The organism is Bradyrhizobium sp. CSS354, assembly GCF_029051725.1.
GTDB lineage: Bacteria > Pseudomonadota > Alphaproteobacteria > Rhizobiales > Xanthobacteraceae > Bradyrhizobium.
Genome location: NZ_JAACFU010000008.1, coordinates 1 through 23,184, shown reverse-complemented (window position 1 = coordinate 23,184; position 23,184 = coordinate 1). Strand labels below are relative to the sequence as shown.

The 23,184-nt window shown below is 64.2% G+C and carries 26 protein-coding genes; 11 read left to right on the top strand and 15 right to left on the bottom strand.

What is annotated here, in order from left to right:
• The first annotated feature begins 178 nt into the window (after positions 1-178).
• Positions 179-331, top strand: a complete 153-nt coding sequence (locus tag GWG67_RS20385; RefSeq protein ID WP_007590908.1) for a hypothetical protein — start codon at positions 179-181, stop codon at positions 329-331.
• Here GWG67_RS20385 and GWG67_RS20380 read toward each other — a convergent pair whose 3' ends face one another.
• From GWG67_RS20380 to pxpB, 3 genes are read right to left on the bottom strand one after another with little or no spacing between them, the layout of a single operon-like run.
• Positions 332-1,102, bottom strand: a complete 771-nt coding sequence (locus GWG67_RS20380) for a LamB/YcsF family protein (RefSeq protein ID WP_275171108.1) — start codon at positions 1,100-1,102, stop codon at positions 332-334. It lies immediately after the preceding gene.
• A 32-nt stretch (positions 1,103-1,134) separates the two neighbouring features.
• The gene (locus tag GWG67_RS20375; protein WP_275171107.1) at positions 1,135-2,172 is read right to left on the bottom strand and encodes a biotin-dependent carboxyltransferase family protein; all 1,038 of its coding nucleotides are present in this window, start codon (positions 2,170-2,172) and stop codon (positions 1,135-1,137) included.
• On the bottom strand, positions 2,169-2,900 hold the full coding sequence (pxpB, locus tag GWG67_RS20370) for a 5-oxoprolinase subunit PxpB (RefSeq protein ID WP_275171106.1): 732 nt from the start codon (positions 2,898-2,900) through the stop codon (positions 2,169-2,171). Before pxpB ends, GWG67_RS20375 begins: the two co-directional genes overlap by 4 nt.
• Before the next feature lie 247 nt (positions 2,901-3,147).
• Here pxpB and GWG67_RS20365 point away from each other — a divergent pair, with 247 nt between their 5' ends.
• The gene (locus GWG67_RS20365; RefSeq protein WP_007590912.1) at positions 3,148-3,846 is read left to right on the top strand and encodes a ribonuclease activity regulator RraA; all 699 of its coding nucleotides are present in this window, start codon (positions 3,148-3,150) and stop codon (positions 3,844-3,846) included.
• 25 nt (positions 3,847-3,871) lie between these two features.
• On the top strand, positions 3,872-4,276 hold the full coding sequence (locus tag GWG67_RS20360) for a cupin domain-containing protein (RefSeq protein ID WP_106944817.1): 405 nt from the start codon (positions 3,872-3,874) through the stop codon (positions 4,274-4,276).
• 144 nt (positions 4,277-4,420) lie between these two features.
• Here the strand turns inward: GWG67_RS20360 and GWG67_RS20355 are convergent, their stop codons facing one another.
• The 3 genes from GWG67_RS20355 to GWG67_RS20345 all read right to left on the bottom strand — a co-directional run bounded on the left by GWG67_RS20355 (position 4,421) and on the right by GWG67_RS20345 (position 6,800).
• A complete protein-coding gene (locus tag GWG67_RS20355; RefSeq protein WP_275171105.1) occupies positions 4,421-4,771 on the bottom strand; it encodes a hypothetical protein in 351 nt (116 codons plus the stop codon).
• 176 nt (positions 4,772-4,947) lie between these two features.
• Positions 4,948-5,844 (bottom strand): DUF2147 domain-containing protein, encoded by an 897-nt coding sequence (locus GWG67_RS20350; protein ID WP_275171104.1) that lies wholly within the window; start codon positions 5,842-5,844, stop codon positions 4,948-4,950.
• A gap of 173 nt (positions 5,845-6,017) precedes the next feature.
• Positions 6,018-6,800, bottom strand: a complete 783-nt coding sequence (locus tag GWG67_RS20345; RefSeq protein WP_275171103.1) for a transporter substrate-binding domain-containing protein — start codon at positions 6,798-6,800, stop codon at positions 6,018-6,020.
• Between the two features lie 138 nt (positions 6,801-6,938).
• On the opposite strand from GWG67_RS20345, the gene GWG67_RS20340 reads away from it, so the two are divergent.
• A complete protein-coding gene (locus GWG67_RS20340) occupies positions 6,939-7,436 on the top strand; it encodes a DUF1993 family protein (RefSeq protein ID WP_275171383.1) in 498 nt (165 codons plus the stop codon).
• A 20-nt stretch (positions 7,437-7,456) separates the two neighbouring features.
• On the opposite strand, the gene GWG67_RS20335 is transcribed toward GWG67_RS20340, so the two are convergent.
• The 6 genes from GWG67_RS20335 to GWG67_RS20310 form a co-directional block, all read right to left on the bottom strand.
• On the bottom strand, positions 7,457-7,972 hold the full coding sequence (locus tag GWG67_RS20335; protein ID WP_275171102.1) for a hypothetical protein: 516 nt from the start codon (positions 7,970-7,972) through the stop codon (positions 7,457-7,459).
• A 167-nt stretch (positions 7,973-8,139) separates the two neighbouring features.
• Positions 8,140-9,129, bottom strand: a complete 990-nt coding sequence (locus GWG67_RS20330; RefSeq protein WP_275171101.1) for a hydroxyacid dehydrogenase — start codon at positions 9,127-9,129, stop codon at positions 8,140-8,142.
• Between the two features lie 33 nt (positions 9,130-9,162).
• The gene (locus tag GWG67_RS20325; protein ID WP_275171100.1) at positions 9,163-10,263 is read right to left on the bottom strand and encodes an ABC transporter ATP-binding protein; all 1,101 of its coding nucleotides are present in this window, start codon (positions 10,261-10,263) and stop codon (positions 9,163-9,165) included.
• A 6-nt stretch (positions 10,264-10,269) separates the two neighbouring features.
• Positions 10,270-11,181 carry a carbohydrate ABC transporter permease gene (locus GWG67_RS20320; protein ID WP_027517994.1) on the bottom strand — a complete coding sequence of 304 codons (912 nt, stop codon included), beginning with the start codon at positions 11,179-11,181 and terminating at the stop codon, positions 10,270-10,272.
• On the bottom strand, positions 11,181-12,119 hold the full coding sequence (locus tag GWG67_RS20315; RefSeq protein ID WP_275171099.1) for a carbohydrate ABC transporter permease: 939 nt from the start codon (positions 12,117-12,119) through the stop codon (positions 11,181-11,183). Before GWG67_RS20315 ends, GWG67_RS20320 begins: the two co-directional genes overlap by 1 nt.
• Positions 12,120-12,253: 134 nt before the next feature.
• Positions 12,254-13,594 carry an ABC transporter substrate-binding protein gene (locus tag GWG67_RS20310; RefSeq protein ID WP_275171098.1) on the bottom strand — a complete coding sequence of 447 codons (1,341 nt, stop codon included), beginning with the start codon at positions 13,592-13,594 and terminating at the stop codon, positions 12,254-12,256.
• Positions 13,595-14,075: 481 nt separating this feature from the next.
• Between GWG67_RS20310 and GWG67_RS20305 the strand changes: the two genes are divergently transcribed.
• Positions 14,076-14,867, top strand: a complete 792-nt coding sequence (locus tag GWG67_RS20305; protein ID WP_275171097.1) for a Spy/CpxP family protein refolding chaperone — start codon at positions 14,076-14,078, stop codon at positions 14,865-14,867.
• Between the two features lie 111 nt (positions 14,868-14,978).
• Positions 14,979-15,356 (top strand): response regulator, encoded by a 378-nt coding sequence (locus GWG67_RS20300; protein ID WP_275171096.1) that lies wholly within the window; start codon positions 14,979-14,981, stop codon positions 15,354-15,356.
• Between the two features lie 61 nt (positions 15,357-15,417).
• On the opposite strand, the gene GWG67_RS20295 is transcribed toward GWG67_RS20300, so the two are convergent.
• The 3 genes from GWG67_RS20295 to glk form a co-directional block, all read right to left on the bottom strand.
• Positions 15,418-15,573, bottom strand: a complete 156-nt coding sequence (locus GWG67_RS20295; protein ID WP_007590942.1) for a hypothetical protein — start codon at positions 15,571-15,573, stop codon at positions 15,418-15,420.
• 143 nt (positions 15,574-15,716) lie between these two features.
• On the bottom strand, positions 15,717-15,920 hold the full coding sequence (locus GWG67_RS20290) for a hypothetical protein (RefSeq protein ID WP_018457896.1): 204 nt from the start codon (positions 15,918-15,920) through the stop codon (positions 15,717-15,719).
• A gap of 144 nt (positions 15,921-16,064) precedes the next feature.
• Positions 16,065-17,036, bottom strand: a complete 972-nt coding sequence (gene glk, locus GWG67_RS20285) for a glucokinase (RefSeq protein ID WP_275171095.1) — start codon at positions 17,034-17,036, stop codon at positions 16,065-16,067.
• 255 nt (positions 17,037-17,291) lie between these two features.
• On the opposite strand from glk, the gene pncA reads away from it, so the two are divergent.
• The 5 genes from pncA to GWG67_RS20260 all read left to right on the top strand — a co-directional run bounded on the left by pncA (position 17,292) and on the right by GWG67_RS20260 (position 23,034).
• The gene (gene pncA, locus GWG67_RS20280; RefSeq protein ID WP_275171094.1) at positions 17,292-17,930 is read left to right on the top strand and encodes a bifunctional nicotinamidase/pyrazinamidase; all 639 of its coding nucleotides are present in this window, start codon (positions 17,292-17,294) and stop codon (positions 17,928-17,930) included.
• A gap of 16 nt (positions 17,931-17,946) precedes the next feature.
• Positions 17,947-19,062, top strand: a complete 1,116-nt coding sequence (locus tag GWG67_RS20275; protein ID WP_275171093.1) for an alpha/beta fold hydrolase — start codon at positions 17,947-17,949, stop codon at positions 19,060-19,062.
• A 152-nt stretch (positions 19,063-19,214) separates the two neighbouring features.
• The gene (locus tag GWG67_RS20270) at positions 19,215-21,248 is read left to right on the top strand and encodes an NAD(+) synthase (protein ID WP_275171092.1); all 2,034 of its coding nucleotides are present in this window, start codon (positions 19,215-19,217) and stop codon (positions 21,246-21,248) included.
• A gap of 14 nt (positions 21,249-21,262) precedes the next feature.
• Complete coding sequence (locus GWG67_RS20265; RefSeq protein WP_275171091.1) at positions 21,263-21,649, top strand: GrlR family regulatory protein; 387 nt, start codon at positions 21,263-21,265, stop codon at positions 21,647-21,649.
• 107 nt (positions 21,650-21,756) lie between these two features.
• On the top strand, positions 21,757-23,034 hold the full coding sequence (locus GWG67_RS20260; protein WP_275171090.1) for a DUF1236 domain-containing protein: 1,278 nt from the start codon (positions 21,757-21,759) through the stop codon (positions 23,032-23,034).
• The last annotated feature ends 150 nt before the right edge of the window (positions 23,035-23,184 follow it).

The window sequence follows — 23,184 nt, the reverse complement described above, 5'->3', positions numbered from 1 at the left end:
GCCGGTTCCAACTGGCTCGGATTTGAACGAATAAGATTCTCGGAACCTGCGGGCGGGTAGAATTTGCTCCTGCGATGCGGGGTTTTCAGAGAACCCGCATCGCTATTTCCGCGGGTCTCTTGCCCGCCACCCCGGTTGATCCCTCATAATCCCGCATATGGGGCGTTGGAGATCGACCATGCGCGAACTATCGGCGGAAGCCCGGCTGCACTTCTACGCGCGTTCGCTCTCGCGGCGGACCGGGGCGAGCGTGCATCATGCCGCGATGTACAGCGCCTTCGCGGTTATCGCCGCGATCGTGTTCGGCACGCTGTCGGTGCACCCGTTCTGATCACGCCCCGCGCTTGAACGGCGCGACCTCGATCCCTGCATCCTTCAAGGCCTGCCGCAAACCGCGCGCGATGTCGACGGCGCCCGGCGTATCACCGTGGATGCACACCGTGTCGGTGCGCATCTTGATGACCTTGCCCGTGACCGAGACCACCGCGCCGTCCTGTACCATACGCACCACGCGGTCGGCGATCGCCTTGGCGTCGTGCAGCACCGCACCCGGCTTCTTGCGCGAGACGAGATTGCCATCGTCCTCATAGGCGCGGTCGGCGAACACCTCGTGCACCATCGGCAGATTGGCGGCTTCGCCGGCCTTCACCAGCTTCGAATTGGCGAGCACGACGAAGATCAGGCTGGGGTCGACCGCCTTGATGCCGGCGGCGATCGCCTTCGCCGTCATGTCATCCTCGCAGGCGACGTTGGAGAGCGCGCCATGCGCCTTCACATGCGTGACCTTGTGGCCCGCCGCGGTCGCGATCGCCTGCAGGGCGCCGATCTGGTAGGCGACGAGGTTCTCGATCTCGGAGGCTTTCAGGCCCGCGATCGGATGGCGGCCGAAGCCGTGCAGGTCGCGATAGCCAGGATGCGCGCCGACCGAGACGCCGCGCGCCTTCGCCAGCTCGACAGTCCGGCGCATGATATCGGGATCGCCGGCGTGGAAGCCGCAAGCGACGTTGACCGAGCTCGCCAGGTCGATCATGGCGGCATCGTTGCCCATCTCCCACGCGCCAAAACCTTCGCCGAGATCGCAATTGAGATCGATCGTCTTCATGGGGTGCTCTCCGTCTCTGGTCGTCTTGTCGTTTACGGCTCGGCTGCAACCTGCCAGGTCCCGGCGTCGATGGCACTGACAGCATAGCCCGCGACGTTGGCATCGCTGAGCGCTTCGATGTTGAGCGCGACGGTGTCGGCGGAGCGCAGGCGATCGGGCAGGTTGCGGATCAGCTGCGCGAATTTTCTCGCCTCGTCCTGCGCCTCAGCCATGCTGACCGCCTTGAAGCGGAACGCGGTTCCTGCCGAGGTTTGCGCGAGACGGCCGACATCGGCCGTGATCACGGTCGCGATCTTCGGGTAGCCGCCGGAGGTGCCGCGATCCATCATCAGCGCGATCGGCGCGCCGTTGCCGGGCACCTGGATGCTGCCGTTGACCGTGCCGTCGGAGACGATGTTGTGGCCATGCAGATGCTTGATCGCAGGGCCCTCAAGCCTGTAGCCCATGCGATCGGAGGTCGCCGAGATCTTCCACTCGCTGTCGAGGAACAGCGCCTTGTTGGCGTCGTCGAACTCGTCGTCCTGCGGTCCCAGCAGGACGCGGATCGGACCGCTCGATGGCTTCGGCAGTTCGATGCGCAGGTCCGGTGCACCGCTTGCGGCATCGACGGTGAATTCGTCGCCGGCCTGCAGCGGGCGCGGGTAGGGGCTGCCGAGACCGGCACGGGCGTTGACCGCAAGGCTGCCGAACACCGGCTCGCCCTTGATCCCGCTTTCGATCGCCAGATAAGTGAACGCCCCGCCGCGAGCAAAACCCAGCGTCAGCGTCTCGCCGTCCTTCAGCGTCACCGATGTGTCCATGGCGACCGGGCTGCCGGAGATGTCCGCATTGCGCGGCGCGCCTGAAATCGCGACGCGCACGGCACCGTCGCGCGCGGCGAACGAGGCGCCGAACGGGCCGACCTCGACAACGGCTGCGAACGGTTCGTTGCCGACAAGCGTGTTCGCTGCCGCGAGCGACAGGCGGTCCATCGCGCCGCTGACCGTCAGGCCATAGCGCTGCGCTCCATGGCGTCCGCCGTCCTGGACCGTGCTTGCAGGCCCGATGCTGGCGATCACGAGCCGGCTCATGCGACCACCTGCTCGGCAATGATCTCGCCGGCTTCGGCGGCGCGGTCCTGTTCCTCGAACGTCTTGTGGTCGACGGCGAAAAACGTCACGCGATCGCCGGGTTCGGTGAGGAAGGTCGGATTGCGGTGGAGCTGATAGGTCCGCACCGGCGTGCGGCCGAGCAGGTGCCAGCCGCTCGGCGCTGCCAGGCACTGGATTCCGGCCTGGATGCCGCCGATCGAGATCGTGCCGGCAGGCGTCAACAGCCGCGGATTCTGCCGCCGCGACATCTGCAGGGATTTGTCGAGCCCGCTGAGATAGGACCACCCCGGCGTGAAGCCGATCATGGCGACCTTATAGTCGCCGGCGACATGGCGCGCGACGATGTCGTCGGGCGTGGTGTTCAGCGCCTTCGCGACGTCCTCGAGGTCGATGCCATGCTCGCCGCCATAGGCGACGGGAATGCGCCAGCGGCGCGCTTTGGTCGCCGGCGGCAGCGGCTGGCTGGCGAGCGCGAGCAGCTTTTCGCCAAGGGCATCGAAGCCGATCTTGCCGGGATCGTAATGCACCAGCAGCGAGCGATAAGTCGGCACGGACTCGGTGAGGCCATCGATCGGGCTTGCTGCGAGCGCCTTGTCGAGCGCCAGCACGCGCTGGTTGGCGTCGTCGTCGATGGTACGGCTGAACTCGACCGTGACGGCGCTGTCGCCACTGGGCAGAAGGCGGGGCGGGGGAAGCGTCGCGGACATGGGCTGTCGAAATCGGGCTTCTGGAGATACGCGGGCTCGGCCTTGAGCTCCGCTTGTTCCTGCTTCGCGTAAATGGGCCCGCAAGTCCAATAAATTAATGCAGGGGGAGACGATAAAGCCTTGTTATCGCGACGCATAACAGCGCTGCGGCCCTGCATGATTGGTATCCTCTAGGCCCTTGACGCAAGGCCCGCACCCCGCAAGATGCGCGCGTTCTTTCCCGCCCATCCGGAGCTCGTCTGTTTCCATGTCGCTGTCCCCCGAAGCCCGCAAGACCCTCGCCGGCATCACCACTGCCACCATCACCACGGTCCTGCTGAAGAAGGGCCTGCGCAACATCTGGATGCGCGGCGCGCGTCCGCTGCGCCCGGGTCTGCCGCGCTTGGTGGGACCGGCCTTCACGCTGCGCTTCGTGCCGGCGCGCGAGGATCTGGCGACGCCGGAATCCTGGTCGTCGCCGATCTCGACCCGCACCGCGATCGAGGCGATGCCGGAGGGCTGCATCGCCGTGGTCGACGCCATGGGCATTACCGACGCCGGCATCTTCGGCGACATCCTGTGCGCGCGCATGATGAAGCGCGGCGTCACCGCACTCGTCACCGACGGTGTCGTGCGTGACGTCGAGGGCGTGCTCGGCACCAACCTGCCGGTCTGGTGCGACGGCTATGCCGCGCCGCCGTCAGTCGCCGGTCTGACCTTCGTCGGCTGGGGCGAGCCGATCGGTTGCGGCGGCGTTGCGGTGTTCCCGAACGACATCGTGGTCGCCGACCAGGACGGCTGCGTGCTGATCCCGCAGGCGATGCTCGAACACGTGCTCAATGAGGGTGTCGAGCAGGAGCGGATGGAAGCCTGGATCGTCAACGAGGTGAACAATGGCGCGGTGCTCCCGGGCCTCTATCCCATGAACGCCGAGACCAAGGCGCGCTACGCCGCAAGCAAGAAGTAACCGGGAAAGAAGTGAGGTAAATCCAATGGAGATCACTGTTGCAGGCACGCGGCCGACCCGTCGTGCGCCCGGGGAACACTTCACCGGCACGGTCTGGCAGGACCCCGTCATCATGGCGCCCGCGCCGGCGCGGCTGAACTGCTCGCGCGTCTCGTTCGAGCCGGGCGCGCGCACCAACTGGCATCACCATCCGCTCGGGCAGACGCTCTATGTGATTTCGGGGGTCGGGCGGGTCCAGACCAAGGGCGGGCCCGTCATCGAAATCCGTCCCGGCGACACCGTCTGGATTCCACCGGGCGAGCTGCACTGGCACGGCGGGTCGCCAACCAACGGCATGACCCACATCGCCATGCAGGAAGCGCTCGACGGCGTGTTCTCGACCTGGTTGGAGCCGGTGACCGACGCGGAGTATGGGGCGGCGGTCGGCTAGCGTCTCGTGTTCCGGACCAGACGCGTCGCCGCAAGGCGATGCGGCGCCCATCCGGGGCCCCGAGATTTGAGACCCACGAAGAACGCTGGGTCCCGGCTCTGCGGAGCGGCATTGCACGCTGCACCGCGTCCGGGACAACAGCACTTACATCCGCTCCGCCGTCCACGTGCCCTTGCACATGCTGCCGCGCCACGTGCCGGAGCCGGAGGTGCCGCTGAGCCGGCCGAAGCCGACGGCACGCTTGATGCCGGTGCTCAAGGTGACGTTGATGCTGCCCGCGTCCGCGACGCGGCCTGATGCCGTCACCATTGCGCTGCTCGAGGCGATCTGACCGTTGTTGATACCGATCGCGACGGTCGAGCCGTTACCGCAGGTCTCGCTCGACGACGAAATACGGACATTCCATGCGCCGTCGAAAGTGCTGGCGCTTGCCTGCGCGGCCGGCAACGCGATGACGATGATGGTGGCGAAGAGAGCCTTACGAAATCCGTTCATGACACGCCCCTAGGGTTGATCATGCGGGCATCGTGACATCGACGCGGAACCGGCGATGTGAGGGCTATCACGCGCGCGACGGGCTCTGTGATTTCGCGCACGTCGCCGATTTGGCGGGCGAAAGCGAAGGGCCCGCATTGCGGGCCCTTTGTCTCGGTCAGAGTGTCACCACGAAGTCAGTTCACCCGCGTCCAGGTCTGGCCGCCGCAGAACATGCCGCCGAAGGCGCAGCCCTGCACGCGCAGGCGATCGGTGCCCTTCAGCGCGATGGTTGAATCGTAGGTCGAGCCGGAGTTGGGATCGAGGATCCGGCCGGACCACTTCTGGTCCTTGTTCTGGTCCTTGCCGGGCTTCATGTTGATCAGAACCTGCTCGCCATTCTGGTTCGATTTCGAATCGACCGAGTAGCCGCAGAGATTGCTGCCGCATTGCTCGATCCGGACCTTGCCTTCCTTCTCCTCAGTGAGCCAGACGCCGAGCGGTGAATTGAGATCGCGCGTGGGCGCGGTTGCGGGAGCCGGCGGCGCGACGGCAGCCGACTGAACGGGGGCAGGCGCAGGCGCCGGGACGGGGGGCGGAGCCGGAGGCGCGGCTGCGACCGTCGGAGCAGGTGGTGGAGGCGGTGCGGGCGGTACTGCGGCCACCGTCGGGGCAGCAATTGGGGCCGGCTGAGGCGGCGGCACCAGCGCGTCTCCGGCCGGAGCATTGTTAGCCGTGGTGGCCGGAGGCGCCGGCGGGGCAGGAGGCGCGACGGCCACGGGAGCTTGGACAGGGGCCTGCTCGGCCGCCGGCGGCGCCGTGACAGGTGCCGGGGCCGGCGCCGGATTGGCGGGCACCTGCGGGTCAGCCTTGGCTTGTTGCGGTGCCTGCGGGTCCGCTTTTGGAGCCCCCTTGGCATCGTTCTTGGTTTTCTTCGCTTTGCCCTGGCCGGTGTTGTCGTAGACGCCGGGGATTTGCACCGTGCCGCGGTCGGGATCGATGCGGATGGTACGCCCGCCATAGTCGAAGGTGTACTGCGCCTGCGCAGCGGTGCTCGCCAGAAGGAATGCGGCCGTGGCCAACAGCTTCCTCATTTCGCGTCTCCTGAAACAGGTGGTCCCCGGACCGACGCTTACGCCCCGGTTCGATCGCAAAAAGTGATCTAGATCACTGTCACCGTATGAGTCGTGGTCCGGCGGTTTCGGGTTCAATAACACCGCAGCCGGTCCAAAGTTTGGCCGGGGCAAGCGACAGGAGGACGCGGTCCCTAATCGAACCAGGCGGCGTAGATCTTCTTGTAGCTGCCGTCCTGCATGGAAATGTGCAGCCATTGGTCGACGAACGCCTTCAGCGCCATGTCGCGCTGGAGCCAATAGGCCTTCTCGGAGAAGTCGAACGGCTTGTCGGGGTGCACCGCGCAGAGCACGCCTTGATGCTGCTTCTGCTGGTAGCGCGTCTCGGAGGCGTCCGTCATCATCAGGTCGGCATTACCCTTGGCGATCTCGTCGAAGATCACGGTATTGTCCGGGAAGACGGTGATGTCGGCTTCCTTGATGTTGGCACGCGCGAAGCGCTCGTTGGTGCCGCCGGGATTGACGATCACGCGGGTGCCCTTCTTGTCGATGTCGGTGATGCTCTGGTATTTGCCGACATCGGCACAGCGCGCGATCGGCGTCTTGCCCTCGCGCATGATCGGCGTGGAGAAGAAACCCTTCTTCTGCCGGTCGAGCGTGACCGAGACGCCGCCCATGGCGATGTCGAACTGGTCGGCCTCGAAATCCTTCATCAGCTTCGGCCATGCCGTCGGCACGAATTCAACCTTGACGCCGAGCGCCTTGCCGAGCGCCTCCGCCATGTCGACGTCGAAGCCCTTGAATTGCTGCGTCGTCTTGTCGAGATAGGTGAAGGGCTTGTAGTCGCCGGTCATGCCGACGCGCAAAGTGCCGCGATTGACGATCTCGTCGAGGCGGGACGGCGTCGCCTGCTGTCCGTGCGCCGAAAGGTTTGCCAGCAGGACCACGGCCAAAGTCGCCAAAATTCGACTGGTCATTCGAACGATCATCTCTTTTCCACCCATCCCCGAGCTGTCATTGTGCAGCTCTCGATGCCTGTCTTGAGCCTTGGATTTAGACCAGATGCCCGTCGCTGGCGAGGCGGAATTGAAGGGAATTCTGAAGTGACGATCTCGATGCATGACGCCTCGGTCGGCGTCTTCGTGCCGTATCTGCACAATCTGTCCGCACTGCTCGACAAGGGCGTAGCCTATGCCGAAGCCCGGAAGTTCAATCCGGCCGTCCTGCTCGGCATGCGCATTGCGCCCGACATGTACGATCTGGCGCAACAGATCGGCGAGGCCTGCCGCCATGCCACGGTCGCCGCGGCCTTGCTGGCCGACCGCGAGCCGGTGATGCTGCCGATGCTGGAGCACGACATGGCCGGACTCCAGGCCCGCATCGCGACGTCAATCGAGTTCATCGAAGGCCTGCCGCGCGCGGAGATCAATGCTGCGGCGGAACGGAATGTCTTCTTCAGGCTGAAGAACGGGACCGAGTTGCCCTTCACCGGGCGGACGCTGCTGCTGACCTTCAGCGTCCCGCAGTTCTTCTTTCACGTCACGACAGCCTACGACCTGTTGCGGCACGCAGGCGTCGAGCTCGTGAAGAAGGATTACCTTGGGCGACGATAGGCCGAACCGGCGAAAGCGCGCTAGGCTTCGCCCTTGCGCTCGTAATCGGCGAGCGAGCTGCGGCCGGCGATCTCGCTGCGCAGCTCTTCGAAGCGCCGATGTGCCTCGTCCTCGTGCGCGTCGACGAAATGCACTGCGGCTTCGCCGGTCATCGGGCCGCTGACCACGGGCACGGACTGCTCGCCGATGGTCTCGTGGACGTAGAACTGGCCGTCATCGCCGCGATGGACTGTCCATTTCAGACGGATCGCCACCATCGGCCCGGGCCCGACCTTGCTGTAGCCGTCGGCATCGGTGTGCTCCGGCACCAGCGGCTGCTCCTCGACGACCGGATGCTCATCGACCATCGGGTGCTCGTCGACTAACGGGTGCTCGTCGGCGACCCCGTGCTCACCAGCAACCACCATTTCGGTCACGGTCACGGTTTCGGTCTCGCGCACGGTCTCGGTCTCGCGCACGACGAGGACGGGTTCAGGGTGCTCCAGGATGCTGGCGATGGTCGCCAACGCGTGGTCGGTCGGGTCGATCTCTGACAAGGGTCCATCCTCCAGCTCGACGCGGCCGGCAAGTCTGTCCCATTGCCGCCGCGGCCGGACCTATTATGCGGGTTTGATTAAGGCTGAGTGAGGGCTCGATCTGCACCAAAATGGGACTCATTCTGGCGTTCCGAAGGCGGGGGGCGGCCGGGCCGCCCTGGAAATACTCAGCCCAGGACATCCTGATTGATGATGTTCTGCCGGATGGGATCGCCGTCCAGCACACTCAGAATGTTTCGCGCGGTCTGCTCGCTCATCCGGCTCACCGCCTCGACCGTGACGCCCGCAACATGCGGGGCCATGATGACGTTGGGCAGCGCGAACAGCGCGTTGCTGACCGGCGGCGGCTCGACCTCGAACACGTCGATGCCGGCACCGGCGAGCTTGCCCGAGACCAGTGCGTCGTACAGCGCCGCCTCCTTCACGATGCCGCCGCGCGCGGTGTTGATGAGGTAGGATTTCGGCTTCATCCGTCCGATCCGCGCCGCGTCGAACAGGCCGACAGTCTCCGGCGTCTTCGGGCAGTGGATGGTGACGAAATCGGCGTGTGGCAGCGCGGCATCGAGATCGGCGACCGGCTCGCAGCCTGCCGCCTTGATCTCTGCGACTCCCTTGTAGGGATCATAGACCTGCACATTCATGTCCATCGCCAGGCAGCGCTTGGCGGTGCGGGTGCCGATGCGGCCGAAGCCGATGATGAGGACGGTCTTGCCGTAGAGATCGAACGGCAGCATGCCGAGGCGGTCGGCCCATTTGCCGTCCTTGACGCAGGCGTGCATCTCCTGCGCGCGTTTGGCCAGTGTCAGCATCATGAACAGCGCCTGCTCGGCGACGGAGGGCGAGTTCGCGCTGCCCGCGACCATCAGCGGCACCTTGCGGCGGGAGAGGGCGGGAACGTCGACGGCGTCGTAGCCGACGCCGATCCGGGTCACCACCTTCATATCCTTTGAGGCTTCGAGCTCGGTCTCGCCGAAAGCGGTGGCGCCGAGCGCCACGCCATGGACCGGCGCGTGGCTCTTCAGCAAGGCCTCGAAATCCCTAGCGGAGATCAGGTTCGGAAACTCGATGAGCTCGATGTCATCTCGCTGGGTGAGGAGGGCGCGCGCCCCTTGCGACAAAGTTTGCGTGACAAAGATTTTCTTCTTGTTGGTCGACATCGTCCCTACCTGCGCGAGTTTCCTGCCCGGTCGTCACAATACGACGCCGGTCGCCTCGTTTAGCAGGTGCATATTGTTGAGGTCCATCGCCAAACGCATGGGGCCGCCGTCCTTGGCGCCCGCATTGGGATCGACACGGCCGCAAATTGGCGTGCCTTCCAGGCCGAAATAGACCAGCGTCTCCATTCCCATGGGCTCGGTGACATCAAGCACGGTGTCGAAGGTCTCGACACCCGGCTCCAGATGCGCATGCGATTCCGTGAGATGTTCGGGACGGATGCCGAGCAACAGGTTTTCGGCTCGGGGCAGCGCGCTGTAACGGGCGGCGCGGGCCGGCGGCAACGGGAACGAGATGCGGTCCGTCAGGCGGATGTTGAGCTTGCCGCCGACGTCCTCGAGCCGGCACGGAATGAAGTTCATCGCCGGCGAGCCGATGAAGCCCGCGACGAAGCGCGTCGCCGGCTTGTGGTAGAGCTCGTTCGGGGTGCCGATCTGCTCGATGCGACCCTTGTTCATCACCACCACGCGATCCGCCAGCGTCATCGCCTCGACCTGGTCGTGGGTGACGTAGACCGTCGTGGTACGCACCTTCTGGTGCACCTTCTTGATCTCGATCCGCATCTGCACGCGCAGCTTGGCGTCGAGATTGGACAGCGGCTCGTCGAACAGGAAGACTTTTGGGTTGCGCACGATCGCCCGCCCCATGGCGACGCGCTGGCGCTGACCGCCGGAGAGCTGCTTCGGCTTGCGGTCGATCAGGTCGGTGATGTCGAGGAGGCGGGCGGCCTCGGTCACCCGCGCCTTGATCTCGGCTTTGGGATAGTGCTTGAGCCGCAACCCGAACGACATGTTCTCCGCGACGGTCATGTGCGGATAGAGCGCGTAGTTCTGAAACACCATCGCAATGTCGCGGTCCTTCGGCGGCACGTCGTTGACGACGTCCCCGCCGATCATGATGTCGCCGTCGGTGATGTCCTCGAGTCCCGCGATCATCCGCAACGTCGTCGACTTGCCGCAGCCGGAGGGGCCGACGAGCACGATGAACTCATGGTCGGAGATGTCGAGATCGATGCCACGCACCGCCTCGACCTCATCGTAACGCTTGACGACCTTCCGCAACGCAACTTCAGCCATAAGACATCAACCCTTTGTCGCGCCGGCGGTCAGGCCGGCAATGTAATAGTCCATCAGGAAAGCGTAGATGATCAGCGGCGGAGCCGCGCCCAGCAGCGCGCCGGTCATGATCTGACCCCAATTGAAGACGTCGCCCTTGATCAGCGTGGTGGTGATGCCGACCGGCAGCACGAGCTGGTCGATGGATGTCGTGAACACCAGGGGATAGAGGAACTGCGCCCAGGACACGGTGAAGGCAAAGATGGTCGCCGCGATCAGGCCGGGCAGTGCGACGGGGATGAAAATCCGCGTCAGGGTTTGAAGCCATGAGGCGCCGTCGATGAGAGCCGCCTCGTCCAGCTCCTTCGGGATCGAGGCGAAATAACCGATCATGATCCAGGTGCAGAACGGCACGGTCAGCGTCGGATAGATGAACAGCAGCACGTACCATCGGTTGAGGAGCGTGATGCCGGTGATGTCCTGGACCGCTGCGAGCATCTTGAACAGCGGAATGAACAACAGGCTGTCCGGGACCAGGTAGGTCAGAAAGACACCGGTCGCGAGCGTCGTCGAGCCCCAGAACTTCATCCTTGCCAGCGCGAAGGCCGCAGGAATGCTGATCAACATGGTGACGCACACAACGACGATGGAGACGACCGCCGAATTCCAGAAGAAGCGCAAAAACTGGTTCGAGGTCAACAGCTCGACGTAGTTCGCCAGGGTGGGATGAAATACCCACCAGGGATTGGTGGCCGCCGAAATCTCCGCGCTGCTCTTGAGGGAGGTGATCAGCATGTAGATTGGCGGGACGAGCGAAAAAATCGCGAACAGCACCAGGAAGAAGTAGGACCAGCGCAGAGCCCATGTCCGATCCCGGCTCATGCTCCGGTACTTGACCTTGCGCGTGGGACCGCCCTTGTCGATTGCAAGCGTGCTCATCAGGCTTCGTTCCCACGTTTGTTGACATCGCGCAGGATGAAGATCGCCGCGACTGCGAGGATCGGTACCATGAACAGCGAGACGCATGCGCCGAGCGGAATATCGCTGCTCTGGATTCCGACCTGGAAGGCCCAGGTGGCGAACAGATGCGTCGAATCCAACGGGCCACCCGAGGTCAGGATGCGCACGATGTCGAAATTGGCGAAGGTGACGATCAACGAGAACAGCGTCGTGATGGCGATGATGTTGCGCATCATCGGCAGGGTGATGTGCCAGATCTTCTGCCACCAATTGGCGCCGTCGATGGCGGCAGCCTCGTAGAGCTGGTCTGGCACCGATTTAAGCGCGGCCAGATACATGATCATGAAGAACGGAGCGCCGTACCAGACGTTGACGAGAATGACGGAGAAACGGGCCCAGAAGGTGTCGCCAAGCCAAGGGATGGGGCCGACACCGAAGAACGACAGCGTGTAGTTGAAGGCGCTGTAGGAGGGATCGAACAGCCACAACCAGGCCAGGGTGCTCATCGCCGGCGGGATCACCCAGGGCACCAGCAGCATGCCGCGCCACTTGCGTTGGCCCTTGGCCGGAAGGTTGTGGACGAAATGAGCGACAATGAAGCCCATCAGCGCTTTGAAGAACACTGCGGTGAGGGCGAAGATGCAGGATTGCCTCACCACCATCCAGAAGGTGTCGCGCTTGAACAGGAAGGTGAAATTGCTCAAGCCGACGAACTTCTGCATCGACTTGTTCAGCGTGGCGAGATGCATCGAGTAGAAGGCAGGATAGAGCACGAACAGCGCGATCAGGAGAATCAGCGGCAGCGTCAGGAAGAACGCCATCGTCGACTTCCGCCGGAGTGCATTTTTGAGGCTCGCCCGTTTGCGCGGGCTCGCGGCACGGACGGAGCGAGCTTGCTGAACGACGACATCGGCCATGGTCAGACTTTCTTACGGGACGTTAGAAAGGGAAGCCGCCCGCATCGGTCGGCATCCCTTGGAAGGCGATGGAAAGGGTGAATCCCGGACGGCTCACGCGCGAACGCGTGAACCGCCACGGCACATGCCCGGCATCAGCTCCGCATGAAGCCTTCGCACTCGCCCTCGGCCCAGGCGAGCGCCTGCTCGATGGTCTCGCCCCGTGCGTAACGCAGCACCAGTTTGGTCAGCGTCGCCTGGGAGTAGATCTGCTGTGCGATTTTCGGCGGCGCCGGCGAGGCCGCGATCGACATCGTCTGGCGGCCATGTGGGTCGGGATAGCTATAGAGCGTGCCCTTCGGCGGCCCTTCCTCAGCCCACGTCTTCAGCTTCGTCATGTTCGCGAAAGCCGGGAGATCGTAGCCGCCGCTCGCCGCGACGAACTTTTCGATCGATGACGGTTGCGACAGATGGGTCAGCAGGCTCTTGGCGGCTTCCTTGTTCTTGCCGAACGCCCAGACGCCCCAGAAATACGGCAGGAAGGGTGCAAAACGGCCCTTCGGACCGGCCGGCATGCCGTGCGTCCAGCATTGCTCGGCGACTTGTGGTGCGTCGCGTTTGGCGACGGCCCATGAGCTCGGCGGATTCAGGATCAGTGCACCGCGGCCTGAGATCAGCCATTTGTTGTTGGACGCATCATCCCAGGAGGCCGCATCCGCCGGAAGCACCGCGATCAATTTCTTGTAGAATTCGAGAGCCTGACGCACGGCGTCAGTCTTTACGGTGATGTCGCCCTTGGCGTTGACGAGCTCGGCGCCGAACGACTGGAAGATCGCGCCAGCGGTATCGACGCTGTCGGTGGTCTCGCCGAGTCCGATCCCGAACGGGACGCCGGCCTTGTTGCAGGCTTCGGCGGCCTTGAGAAAGGCGTCCATCGTCCAATTCTCGTCCTTGGGCACGCCACCGGCCGGATACATCTCCTGAACGTCGATGCCGGCATGCTTCTTCATCAGGTCGATGCGCGAGCAGGGGCCCTTGATCTGGCTGCCGACGGTGGCAGGGACGGCAAGCCATTTGCCGCCGGCCTGGCCGAGATATTTCGTCGTGCCGTTCACCTCGCCGTTCTGCTTGATGATCGGCTCCATGATGTCGCTGACCGGCTCGAGCTGGTCCGCATAGGCGTGCGGCCACCAGGTCGGCATCTGGAGAATGTCGTGACCGGATTTCGCCTGCGCCTCGGCGGCGACGGTCAGTTCGAGCTTCTTGTTGTTGCTGGTGATGTAGTCGATGGAGATCTCGACCTTCTCCTTCGCCGCCCATTCGTTGACGAGATCGGTGGAGGCCTTGTTGGCGCCCGGCACCCAGTGGTCCCAGAAGCCGATCGAGAGCTTGCCGGCGGCGTAGGCGCCCCGGACATAGGGCGCCGTGATCAGCGCCGCGGAGGACATTGCAGTGGCAGCCACAAATTGACGTCGCGTCAGTGTCTTGCGTGACATCTCGTTTCCTCGCTTGGGTGTTTTATTGTTCTGGCGTTTCCTCTGAACTCTTCCGAGTTCTACTTTTGATTTTCTTTTTGAAAGTTTCTTGTTCGACGTTTCTTATTGATGCCGTCGGCTTCGAAGGCAAATTGGTAGCGCGATCAGATCATGATTGATGGCGTCTGTCGAGAAAGCCGAACGGCTTGCGCCTAGAACTAACGTTGTGTCCGGGAACGCGGCAGTGCGCTCGATGGTGTGCGCGGGCCATGAACCACGGTCGGCCGTTTTGCGACGCACACTTTGCGCCGTCCGCCCGGGCGATACATGCGCAAATACGCCGCAGTTTCGAATAAGCCTGCATAAGCGCCTCGCGCCAAACACTTTTCGGGCGTGGATAGCATTTGCTGCGGCTAGACCTCGAAGCGGTGAAAACGATAGAGTTGCGACTGGCGAGGGGTTCTCACCCCCAACAGCCCGACAAATCGAGATGGAGACCAGAATGATCAACCCGGCGCCTCCCGCGCGGCTTAACCTGCGACGATGGTTCGCGCTGGGGTCCGTTCTCGTGATGTTGCTCGGCGCAGCCGCGGTGGCGAACGCTCAAGGCCTGGTCAAAGGGGTTCAGGAAGGAGCGGCGGCGGGGAACAAGGCGGCAGGTCCTGTCGGCGGCGTGCTCGGCGGCGCGATCGGCGGTGTGGTCGGTGTCTTCACCGGCGTGCTCGGCGTTGGCAATAATGGCAATCAGGCGCCTGCCGCCAAAGATCCGAGCAAGGACTCGAGCAAGGACGCCGCCAAGGACGCCAAGCAGGGTGCCGGCAAGGACAAGGACGCCAAGAGTGCCAAGTCAGGCAAGGGCGCCAAGGCGAGCAAGGAGGCGAAGAACGCGCCGCAGGACAAGGATGTCACCGTCCTCACCCAGACCGGCGCGCCGCAATTGACCGCCGACCAGATCGTCACCAACAGCGACTCTTACATTGAGCGGATCAAGACCGAACTGAACCTCACGCCCGACCAGGAGAAGCACTGGTACGGCTTCTCGAGCGCCATGCACTACCTCGGGCATAACGGTGCCGAGCGGCTCAACCTGCGGGTTGCGCGCGCCAAGCGGGATCCGCCGGACGACATCGTCGAGCAGATGCGCAACGAGGCCCAATTCCTCATCGACCGCGCTGCCGACCAACGCAATGTCGCCGACGCCGCCGAGCCCCTCTATTCGAGCCTCGATGACAAGCAGAAGCAGGTCTTCGTACAGGAGATGGTGCGGCTCAGCCACGAACGAGGACTGGATTGATCAAGTTGAATCGGATCGGGCGCGTTTGAATTAACGGCCCCCGCCACGAAGTCGTGAATCCTCTTCGCGATTCGGTTATGATTAGCTTCGGAAGCTGATTGCGGGGTTGATATGGCGGACGGACTCTCCGTTTTCCTGGTCGAAGACGAGACGTTGATCCGGATGATGATGGCGGACATGGTGGAGGAACTCGGCCACCACGTCGCCGCGGAAGCGGACAATGTCCGGGACGCCAGTGCTTTCGCCATGACCGCGCAGTACGATCTTGCGATCCTCGACATCAATCTCAAGGGCCTCTACGTCGATCCGGTCGCCGACCTGATCGAGCGCCGCGGCAAGCCGTTTCTGTTCGCGACGGGCTACGGTCCGGAGCTGCTGCCATCCTTGCTTCGGCGCCGGCCGATCCTGCGCAAGCCGATTTCGATCGATCAGCTCAAGGCGATGATCGATTCGATGTTCCCGGAAGCGGTAGCGAAGACGCCGCACTGAGACCAAAACAAAAAATGGCCGCCCGTCACGGCGGCCATTCGCGACGGAATTCGTCGCGGTCTCACATCAGGCCGGCGCCGAGATCGATGCCGCGCGCCATCAGGCCGAACGAGGCGACCAGGCCCGTGCAGCAAAACAGCAAGATGGTCTTGAACGAAGAGTCGGCCAAACGCGTTTCGATGGTGGCCGGCATCGCGGCGATCGAAATCATGCTCATGTTCATTCCCCCCTTTGTTGCCCCTGAATTGGATCAGGTAAGGGAACTCCTACAGCAAAAAGTTTGACGCGAGCTTTCGATGGATCGTTAACGAAATCGCAATCGATCCCGCATTTTCAGGCACTGGAGCGCGATCACTCGTTTCAGTGGCGCCCGTTCTTCAGCACCGTAGCGATGGTGTGGGCTGTCATGGCGGCGCGGTCCGACGCGCGCTGGGCGGCGAGGCGGTCGCGCGCCTTTTCCTCGATCAAGAGCTCGATCAGCGCCAGCCGCTTGCCCTCGTCGTCCGCCTCGAGCAGCAGGCGGTGATAGCGGTGATAGTCGAAACCCAAATCCTGCTTACGCATGTCACGCCCCCGCAACTACGCCACACACAAGCCAGGATTGTTTCTCATCCGAGACGTGCGCGCAAGCATGATCCCGCTTCGGGCGCGCGTGCTCGTTAATCAGCTGTGGATTACTGGAACTCGCGCGAACGGAGACGCGCGCCGTTAAGGCTGGTTGTGCTCCGCAAACATCGTCAGGCCGAGGAAACTCGCATCAGGTTTCGTGACGAGCCTGGTCGGGATGTTGCGCAGATAATCCTGGAAGCGTCCTTTGGCTTCGAAGCGCGCCCGGAATGCGGAGGCCGCAAGGAACTCGGGAAAGCGCGGCACGATTCCGCCGGCGATATACACGCCGCCGCGGGCACCGAAGGTCACCGCGAGATTGCCCGCGACCGAGCCGAGGATGGCGCAAAACATCTCCAGCGTCGCGCGGCAGAGCTCGCAACTGCCCTCCAACGCCGCCTTCGTAATGGCGGCGGCATCGCGATGCGGCACCTGAGCGCCTTCCACCTCGGCCAGCGCCTCGTAGAGGCTTTGCAGGCCGGAACCGGACAACGCGCCACGCTCGATGGAGACGTGGCCGAGCCGTCCGCGCATGCACGCGATCACGCGTTCCTCGCGCTCGTCCTCCGCCGGCAAGGTGGCGTGGCCGGCCTCGGTGACGACGGCCAGACGTGAGCCGTGGCGCTCGACCAGGCAGGAAACGCCAAAGCCAGTTCCAGGGCCAACCACCAGCAACGGCTCTCCGGGAAGGCCATCTCGTCCGCCGAGCGGGATCAGGTCGGCGGGCTGCAGGGCGGGGAGGGACCAGGCCACCACTTCGAAATCGTTGAGAACATGGACGCTGTCGAAGCCGAGGGCCGGCTGGAGCTCGTTGCCGTCGATGACCCACGGGCTGTTGGTCATGACGCAGCGGTTGTTGGTCACCGGGCCCGCGACGGCCAGCACGGCCCTTGGGGGCGGTTTGCCGTCGGAGTGACGCGCGAGAACATCGGCAATGGCTTCCCGGACGGTCGGAAAGTCTGCCACTTTGACGTAGTCGATCGGTCCGGTCTGGTTGCCCTGACTGAGCGCGAAGCGCGCATTAGTGCCGCCGATATCGGCGAGAAGAATCTGTCCTGTCTTGCCGATGGTCATGTGCATATGGCTGCCGCAGCCCTTTTGGCTGCGGGAACCGCTTCCTCCACTCTATCCGATCGCAAGATGCGAACGGCTTATCAGAATCCGTCCCCGGGTGGATCTAGTCAACACGCATGAGCCCAAACCGTTGCATCCCGGGACCGACGGGGAGCATTTGCGCAGATGGCCGCACCTGCGGGTGGTTGCGAAGCAGCGCGGGAAGATCGACACTGGAGACGTGCGTTCGGCGCCGGTCGCGCGGGATGGCCTGTAATGGACCTTGCGATGAAGATTTCCGACCGGGACGTGTTGCTGGTCATCGACGTGCAGAACGATTTTTGCACGGGCGGGGCGCTCGCGGTGCCCGGCGGCGAGAAAGTCGTCCCCGCCGTCAATCGGATCGCCCAAAAATTCGCCAATGTGGTGCTGACCCAGGACTGGCATCCCCGCGATCATGTCTCTTTTGCCCCGAACCATGCGGGCAAACAGCCGTTCCAGACCATCGTGCTTGACTATGGCGTCCAGGTGCTCTGGCCGAGCCATTGCGTCCAAGGCACGGCGGGCGCTGAATTTCACCGCGATCTCGACGCCGCTCGCGCAAGTCTGGTGGTGCGGAAGGGGTTTCGGCGCGGCATCGATTCCTATTCGGCGCTGTTCGAGAACGACAGGAAGACGCCGACCGGCCTGCTCGGATATTTGCGCGAACGCGAGCTGAAAACGGTCTTCGTGGCCGGCCTCGCGTTCGACTACTGCGTCCGCTTCTCGGCGGAGGATGCGCGCAAGGCGGGGTTCGAGGTCGCCGTCATCGAGGACGCCTGCCGCGGCATCGATCTCGACGGCTCGGTGGCCGCGACCCATCAGAGTTTTCGGGAGCGCGGTATTTCGCTCGTCAGCTTCGAGGCCTTCCTGTGAGCGCCGTGAGATAGCCATGGCGGAGAAGACCGGAAAACAGCAGCGCGCACCGGGCCCGGTCCCGGATGACCCGCTGCTGTGGCCGTTCGCAGCGGCTCGGCTTGCCATGGACGCCTGCTTCGGATGGCTCGAGCGCGGCTCGCCGGAGCCGACCGATAGCAGCCTGCCGTGGACCACGCCCAACTCCGTCGCGCTGGAGCTTGCGACCATGCGCCTGCGCGATTGCACGCGGATGGGGTCCGGCCAGCCGGCGCTGGTCTGCGCGCCCTATGCGCTGCACCGGGCCCTGATCGCCGACTTCGCCCCCGGCCACAGCGTGGTGCAATCCCTGCAAAATGGCGGCATCGACCGGGTCTATCTTACCGACTGGCGCTCGGCCGCACCCGACATGCGCTATCTCTCGATCGACAGCTATCTCGGCGATCTCAACGTCGCCATCGACGAGATCGGCGCGCCGGTCGATCTCGTCGGCCTGTGCCAGGGTGGCTGGCTGTCGATGCTCTATGCGGCGCGCTTTCCCGCGAAGGTGAGGCGGCTGGTGCTAGCAGGCGCGCCCGTCGACCTCTCGATCGACTCCAGGCTGTCGCAGCTCGCCCGCAACGCGCCGGAGATGGTTTACGACCAGCTCGTCGCGCGCGGGGGCGGCAATGTCAGCGGCGAGGAGATGCTGCGTGTCTGGTCGAAGGCGCCTAGCCGCAACGATATCGCGACGGCGCTGCAGAGCGACCTCTCCGGCGAGGAGGGTGCGGCGCTGCTGGCACGGTTCGAGCGCTGGAACGCCGAGCCTCTCAATCTGCCCGGCACCTATTATCTCGAGATCGTCAATTGGATTTTCCGGGAGAACCGGATCGCGCGCGGCCAGTTCACGGCACTCGGCCGCGTGATTGATCTGAAGGACGTCAAGGCGCCGGTCTTTCTTTTGGCCGGGCTCGATGACGACGTCGTGCCGGCTGCGCAGGCGCTCGCCACCGCCGGCTTGCTCGGCACCCCACCGGCCTTCATTGCGGCGACCTCCGAGCCCACCAACCATCTTGGCCTGTTCATGGGCGCGCGGACCCACGCCCATGCCTGGCTCCGGATCGCCGAGTGGCTGCGCGACGACTTGCCCGGCGCGCTGGCGCGCAGAGCCTGACACTGCCCCCCAAAGGGTCGCGGCGCCGGGCAGCGAAGCTGCAAATCCGTTATGCATGCCGTTGAATGGCCTGCACGGGGCCATGTCGATGGGTTAAATGGAGTCCAGAGCTGGCGGAGGCCGGTCGCGACGAGACAAAGGGACTGTGCTCGATGAGTTTCCACTCGATCTATGCCCACGGATTTGCGCGCGTGGCGGCCTGCGTCACCACCTCTTATGTGGCTGATCCCACGGCAAACGCGGCTGCGGTTCTGGCGGCGGCGAAGGACTGCCACGCGCAGTCGGTGGCGGTTGCCGTGTTTCCCGAGCTGTGCCTGTGCGGCTATGCGATCGAAGATCTGGTGAAGCAGGATCCGCTGCTCGATGCTGTCGAGCGCGGGCTTGTGGCCATCGTTGAGGCATCCTCGTCCTTGATGACCGTTTTGATCGTTGGCGCGCCGCTGCGCTTCGGCAATCGGATCTACAATTGCGCGGTCGTCATCCATCGCGGCAAAGTCCTCGGCGTCGTACCCAAGAGCTACCTGCCGACCTATCGCGAATTCTATGAGGGACGGCATTTCGCCTCCGGCGCCGGCATCGTCGGAGAGATGGTCGCCTTTGGCGGGCTGCATGCCCCGTTCGGCGTCGACCTCCTGTTTGCGGCCGAGGACGTTCCGGGCCTGACCATCGGCGTCGAGATCTGCGAGGACATGTGGATCCCGGTGACGCCAGCCTCCGAGCTCGCGCTCGCGGGCGCGAGCGTGCTGATCAATCTCTCGGGCAGCCCGATCACGATCGGCCGCGCCCGCTCGCGCGCGCTCTTGTGCCAATCGACCTCGGCGCGCTGTCTCGCAGCCTACGTCTATTCCGCGGCCGGGGCAGGGGAATCGACCACCGATCTTGCCTGGGACGGCCAGACCTCGATCTACGAATACGGCGTGCTGCTGGCCGAGGGCGAGCGGTTCCGGCAGGGCGGCCAGATCACGCTGGCTGATGTCGATCTGGACCTGCTCAGGCAGGAACGCGCGCTGATGGGAACGTTCGACGACAATCGCCGGCAGCGCGAGGGTTTCTTCCGGAAAGTCGGCTTCGCCCTGAAGCCGCCGGCCGCCGATATCGGCTTCCTGCGCAAGGTCGAGCGCTTTCCATTCGTGCCAAGCGACGAGAGCCTGCTCGAGCAGGACTGCTATGAGGCCTACAACATTCAGGTCGCGGGCCTCGTCCAGCGCATGCGCGCGACCGGCACCAAGCGCGTCGTCATCGGCGTATCGGGCGGGCTCGATTCCACCCACGCCCTGATCGTCGCCGCCAAGGCGGTCGATTTGCTCGGCCTGCCGCGCGAGAACATTCTCGCCTACACCATGCCGGGCTTTGCCACCGGCAGCGAGAGCAAGACCAATGCGCTGGCGCTGATGACGGCGTTGCAGACGAGTTGGCAGGAGCTCGACATTCGCACCACAGCGACGCAGATGCTCAAGGACATCGGCCATCCCTTCGGCAAGGGCGAGAAGGTCTACGACGTCACATTCGAAAACGTGCAGGCGGGCCTGCGCACGGACTATCTGTTCCGGCTTGCCAACCATCATGGCGGCATCGTCATCGGAACCGGCGATCTCTCCGAGCTCGCGCTGGGCTGGTGCACTTACGGCGTCGGCGACCAGATGGCGCACTATAACGTCAACGCCGGGGTGCCGAAGACGCTGATCCAGCATCTGATCCGCTGGGTGATTGCCTCCAAGCAGTTCAGCGACGACGTCAATCGGACGCTTGGCTCGATCCTGGTTGCTGAAATCTCGCCTGAACTGGTTCCGGTCGAGCCCGGCGAGAAGCCGCAAAGCACGGAAGCCTCCGTCGGTCCCTACGAGCTTCAGGATTTCAACCTGTTCTACACGCTCCGGTTCGGCATGCGGCCGTCCAAGATCGCGTTCATGGCGTTGCAGGCCTGGAAGGACGTTGCCGAGGGCGAATGGCCGCCGGCATTTCCGGCCGATAGGCGCAAGGCCTATGATCTCAAGGAGATCCGCCGCTGGCTGGAGGTGTTCCTGCGCCGCTTCTTCGCTTTCAGCCAGTTCAAGCGCTCGGCGATGCCGAACGGCCCCAAGGTTTCGGCCGGCGGCTCATTGTCGCCGCGCGGCGACTGGCGCGCGCCGTCAGATTCGAGCGCGGCGGCGTGGCTTGAAGATCTCGAACGGAATGTGCCGGTTTGAACGGGAGATGAGCGATGTCGGCCGGCGATGGGCCCGAGCAGGGCGGCAACCCAAGGAAGGTCCTCAACGGCCTTTACATCTTTGAGATTGAGATGCGCGACGGCAAGCGCGGCCAGGCCAAAGGCGTCGTCGTGCTCTGCGATGGCCGCATCATGGGCGGCGACAGCTATTTCTATTACACCGGCAGCTACACCTTCCGGAACGGGAAATGGCGCGGCGACATGACCGTCAATCAGCACACCGAGGCGGTTGGCAAGCCGCTCGCGTTCGGTGGCAGGGAAGTGACCTGCGGCTTTTCAGGCGACTATTCCGCCGACGGCGCCGAAGTCGAAGGCATGGCGCTGGTTGGCAAGACCAGCGTGACCTTCACGGCGCGGCTCACGCTGAAGGACCCGATGTGAAACCCGCCTGAGATGTGACCGCGTGATCGGCCCTCGTTCCTGATCAGGAACCTTCGCACCCGCAGAACGTTCGCGTCTGTTGTTGCGAATTTCCGAGGAGAGGGACCATGCGCAAACACTTGATGTTATCGACCGCAGCTATCGGACTGATGCTTGCTTCCGGCATCGCCTACGCCCAGGCGCCCGGTGAGCGTAGAGACGAGCCGAGACGGACCGAGGAGCCGGCGAAAGGCGCTGCGCCGCAGCGCGGCGGCGCCCAAGAGCACGTTCAAGAGCGTGTTCAAGAGCGCGCGCAGGGCGCCCAGGAGAGATCGCAGGGCGCCGGCCGGGAGGAGAAGGGCGGCGCTGCCAGGCAGGACGCGAGTGACGACAAGCGCCAGCCGGCCAGTTCTGCCGAGCGCAACCAGCCGAAGTCGAAAGATCAGGCCCAGGAATCCCGCGAGCCTTCGCGCGATCGCAACCGCGACGCCGAGAACACCAAGCCGGGACGCGACAGCAAGAGCAGCGCCGAGACGAAGCAGGATAAGTCCGCGCCGCAGAAATCAACGGCGGAGTCCGAGAAGTCCAAGTCCGGCTCGGCTGGCCAGCAGAACGAGCGCCCGGGCACGGCGGCCAACCAGAACGAGCGCAACCAGACCCAGCCGCCGCGCAATGCGGCCGAGCAGCAACCGCCGGCGCAGCAGAACAACCGACCGGCCACCGCGACCGACACAAACCGGACGGCCCCGACCAACAATGCGCAGACCGCGCCTGCCACCTCGGGCACGCAGACCAATCAAGCCAATCAGACGACCCAGACCAACACGCAGGTCAATCAGCAGACCCAGGTGACGTCCGAGAAGCAGGTGCGGATCTCCGAAACGGTGAGCCGCGCACGCCTGGCGGAGCCGGAGCGTAATCTGAACATCTCGATCCGGGTCGGCGAGACCATTCCCTCGCGCGTGCGCCTTCACAGGCTTCCGCCCGAGATCGTCGCGATCGAGCCCGAGTATCGAGACTACGAGTATTTCTCAACCGGTGACGACGTCATCATCGTGGAGCCGCGGACCCATCGCATCGTCAGCCAGGTGCCTCGCGATCCGTCGCGAGCCCGCGCCCAAATGAGCGGGGGCACCTCATCAAGCATGGCGGCCGCCGGGGGCAGTGCCGGGGGCAGTAATGTGAACTGCCAGATCATGCGGCGTGATGCGTCGGGCAACGTCGCCCAGGCAGAACCCTCGACCGTAGGCTCGACCGCGCGGACTGATTCCCTGAGCGTGACTGTCCAGATGCCCGGCGGCGGCTCGTCCGCGCCGATCACCCTCGGTGCTCCCGCGGGTAACATCGTGGTGGCGACGCAAGGGCAGGGCGACTGCACGGTGACGATCGAGCCGCAGACGCGTTAAGAAACGCCCACAAAACGACTTCGCGCCGCACGGCTGATCAAGCCGGCGGCGCGAAATCACGTTCAATCTTGAAAGTCCCGAGGTCCGGAGTGCCTAGGAGTCCGGACCTCGTAACCTTGCCCCAGCCTTTGATCCCCCCGCCCCATGTGG

What these genes read in the sequence shown, in the direction of transcription:
- GWG67_RS20375 (WP_275171107.1), bottom strand. Translation starts at nt 2,172, where the DNA reads ATGAGCCGGCTCGTGATCGCCAGCATCGGGCCTGCAAGCACGGTCCAG.
- GWG67_RS20380 (WP_275171108.1), bottom strand. Translation starts at nt 1,102, where the DNA reads ATGAAGACGATCGATCTCAATTGCGATCTCGGCGAAGGTTTTGGCGCG.
- GWG67_RS20340 (WP_275171383.1), top strand. Translation starts at nt 6,939, where the DNA reads ATGCATGACGCCTCGGTCGGCGTCTTCGTGCCGTATCTGCACAATCTG.
- GWG67_RS20350 (WP_275171104.1), bottom strand. Translation starts at nt 5,844, where the DNA reads ATGAGGAAGCTGTTGGCCACGGCCGCATTCCTTCTGGCGAGCACCGCT.
- GWG67_RS20385 (WP_007590908.1), top strand. Translation starts at nt 179, where the DNA reads ATGCGCGAACTATCGGCGGAAGCCCGGCTGCACTTCTACGCGCGTTCG.
- GWG67_RS20320 (WP_027517994.1), bottom strand. Translation starts at nt 11,181, where the DNA reads ATGAGCACGCTTGCAATCGACAAGGGCGGTCCCACGCGCAAGGTCAAG.
- GWG67_RS20365 (WP_007590912.1), top strand. Translation starts at nt 3,148, where the DNA reads ATGTCGCTGTCCCCCGAAGCCCGCAAGACCCTCGCCGGCATCACCACT.
- GWG67_RS20265 (WP_275171091.1), top strand. Translation starts at nt 21,263, where the DNA reads ATGTCGGCCGGCGATGGGCCCGAGCAGGGCGGCAACCCAAGGAAGGTC.
- GWG67_RS20325 (WP_275171100.1), bottom strand. Translation starts at nt 10,263, where the DNA reads ATGGCTGAAGTTGCGTTGCGGAAGGTCGTCAAGCGTTACGATGAGGTC.
- GWG67_RS20310 (WP_275171098.1), bottom strand. Translation starts at nt 13,594, where the DNA reads ATGTCACGCAAGACACTGACGCGACGTCAATTTGTGGCTGCCACTGCA.
- GWG67_RS20275 (WP_275171093.1), top strand. Translation starts at nt 17,947, where the DNA reads ATGGCGGAGAAGACCGGAAAACAGCAGCGCGCACCGGGCCCGGTCCCG.
- GWG67_RS20330 (WP_275171101.1), bottom strand. Translation starts at nt 9,129, where the DNA reads ATGTCGACCAACAAGAAGAAAATCTTTGTCACGCAAACTTTGTCGCAA.
- GWG67_RS20355 (WP_275171105.1), bottom strand. Translation starts at nt 4,771, where the DNA reads ATGAACGGATTTCGTAAGGCTCTCTTCGCCACCATCATCGTCATCGCG.
- GWG67_RS20260 (WP_275171090.1), top strand. Translation starts at nt 21,757, where the DNA reads ATGCGCAAACACTTGATGTTATCGACCGCAGCTATCGGACTGATGCTT.
- GWG67_RS20360 (WP_106944817.1), top strand. Translation starts at nt 3,872, where the DNA reads ATGGAGATCACTGTTGCAGGCACGCGGCCGACCCGTCGTGCGCCCGGG.
- pxpB (WP_275171106.1), bottom strand. Translation starts at nt 2,900, where the DNA reads ATGTCCGCGACGCTTCCCCCGCCCCGCCTTCTGCCCAGTGGCGACAGC.
- GWG67_RS20290 (WP_018457896.1), bottom strand. Translation starts at nt 15,920, where the DNA reads ATGCGTAAGCAGGATTTGGGTTTCGACTATCACCGCTATCACCGCCTG.
- GWG67_RS20300 (WP_275171096.1), top strand. Translation starts at nt 14,979, where the DNA reads ATGGCGGACGGACTCTCCGTTTTCCTGGTCGAAGACGAGACGTTGATC.
- GWG67_RS20305 (WP_275171097.1), top strand. Translation starts at nt 14,076, where the DNA reads ATGATCAACCCGGCGCCTCCCGCGCGGCTTAACCTGCGACGATGGTTC.
- GWG67_RS20345 (WP_275171103.1), bottom strand. Translation starts at nt 6,800, where the DNA reads ATGACCAGTCGAATTTTGGCGACTTTGGCCGTGGTCCTGCTGGCAAAC.
- GWG67_RS20295 (WP_007590942.1), bottom strand. Translation starts at nt 15,573, where the DNA reads ATGAGCATGATTTCGATCGCCGCGATGCCGGCCACCATCGAAACGCGT.
- pncA (WP_275171094.1), top strand. Translation starts at nt 17,292, where the DNA reads ATGGACCTTGCGATGAAGATTTCCGACCGGGACGTGTTGCTGGTCATC.
- GWG67_RS20270 (WP_275171092.1), top strand. Translation starts at nt 19,215, where the DNA reads ATGAGTTTCCACTCGATCTATGCCCACGGATTTGCGCGCGTGGCGGCC.
- GWG67_RS20315 (WP_275171099.1), bottom strand. Translation starts at nt 12,119, where the DNA reads ATGGCCGATGTCGTCGTTCAGCAAGCTCGCTCCGTCCGTGCCGCGAGC.
- glk (WP_275171095.1), bottom strand. Translation starts at nt 17,036, where the DNA reads ATGACCATCGGCAAGACAGGACAGATTCTTCTCGCCGATATCGGCGGC.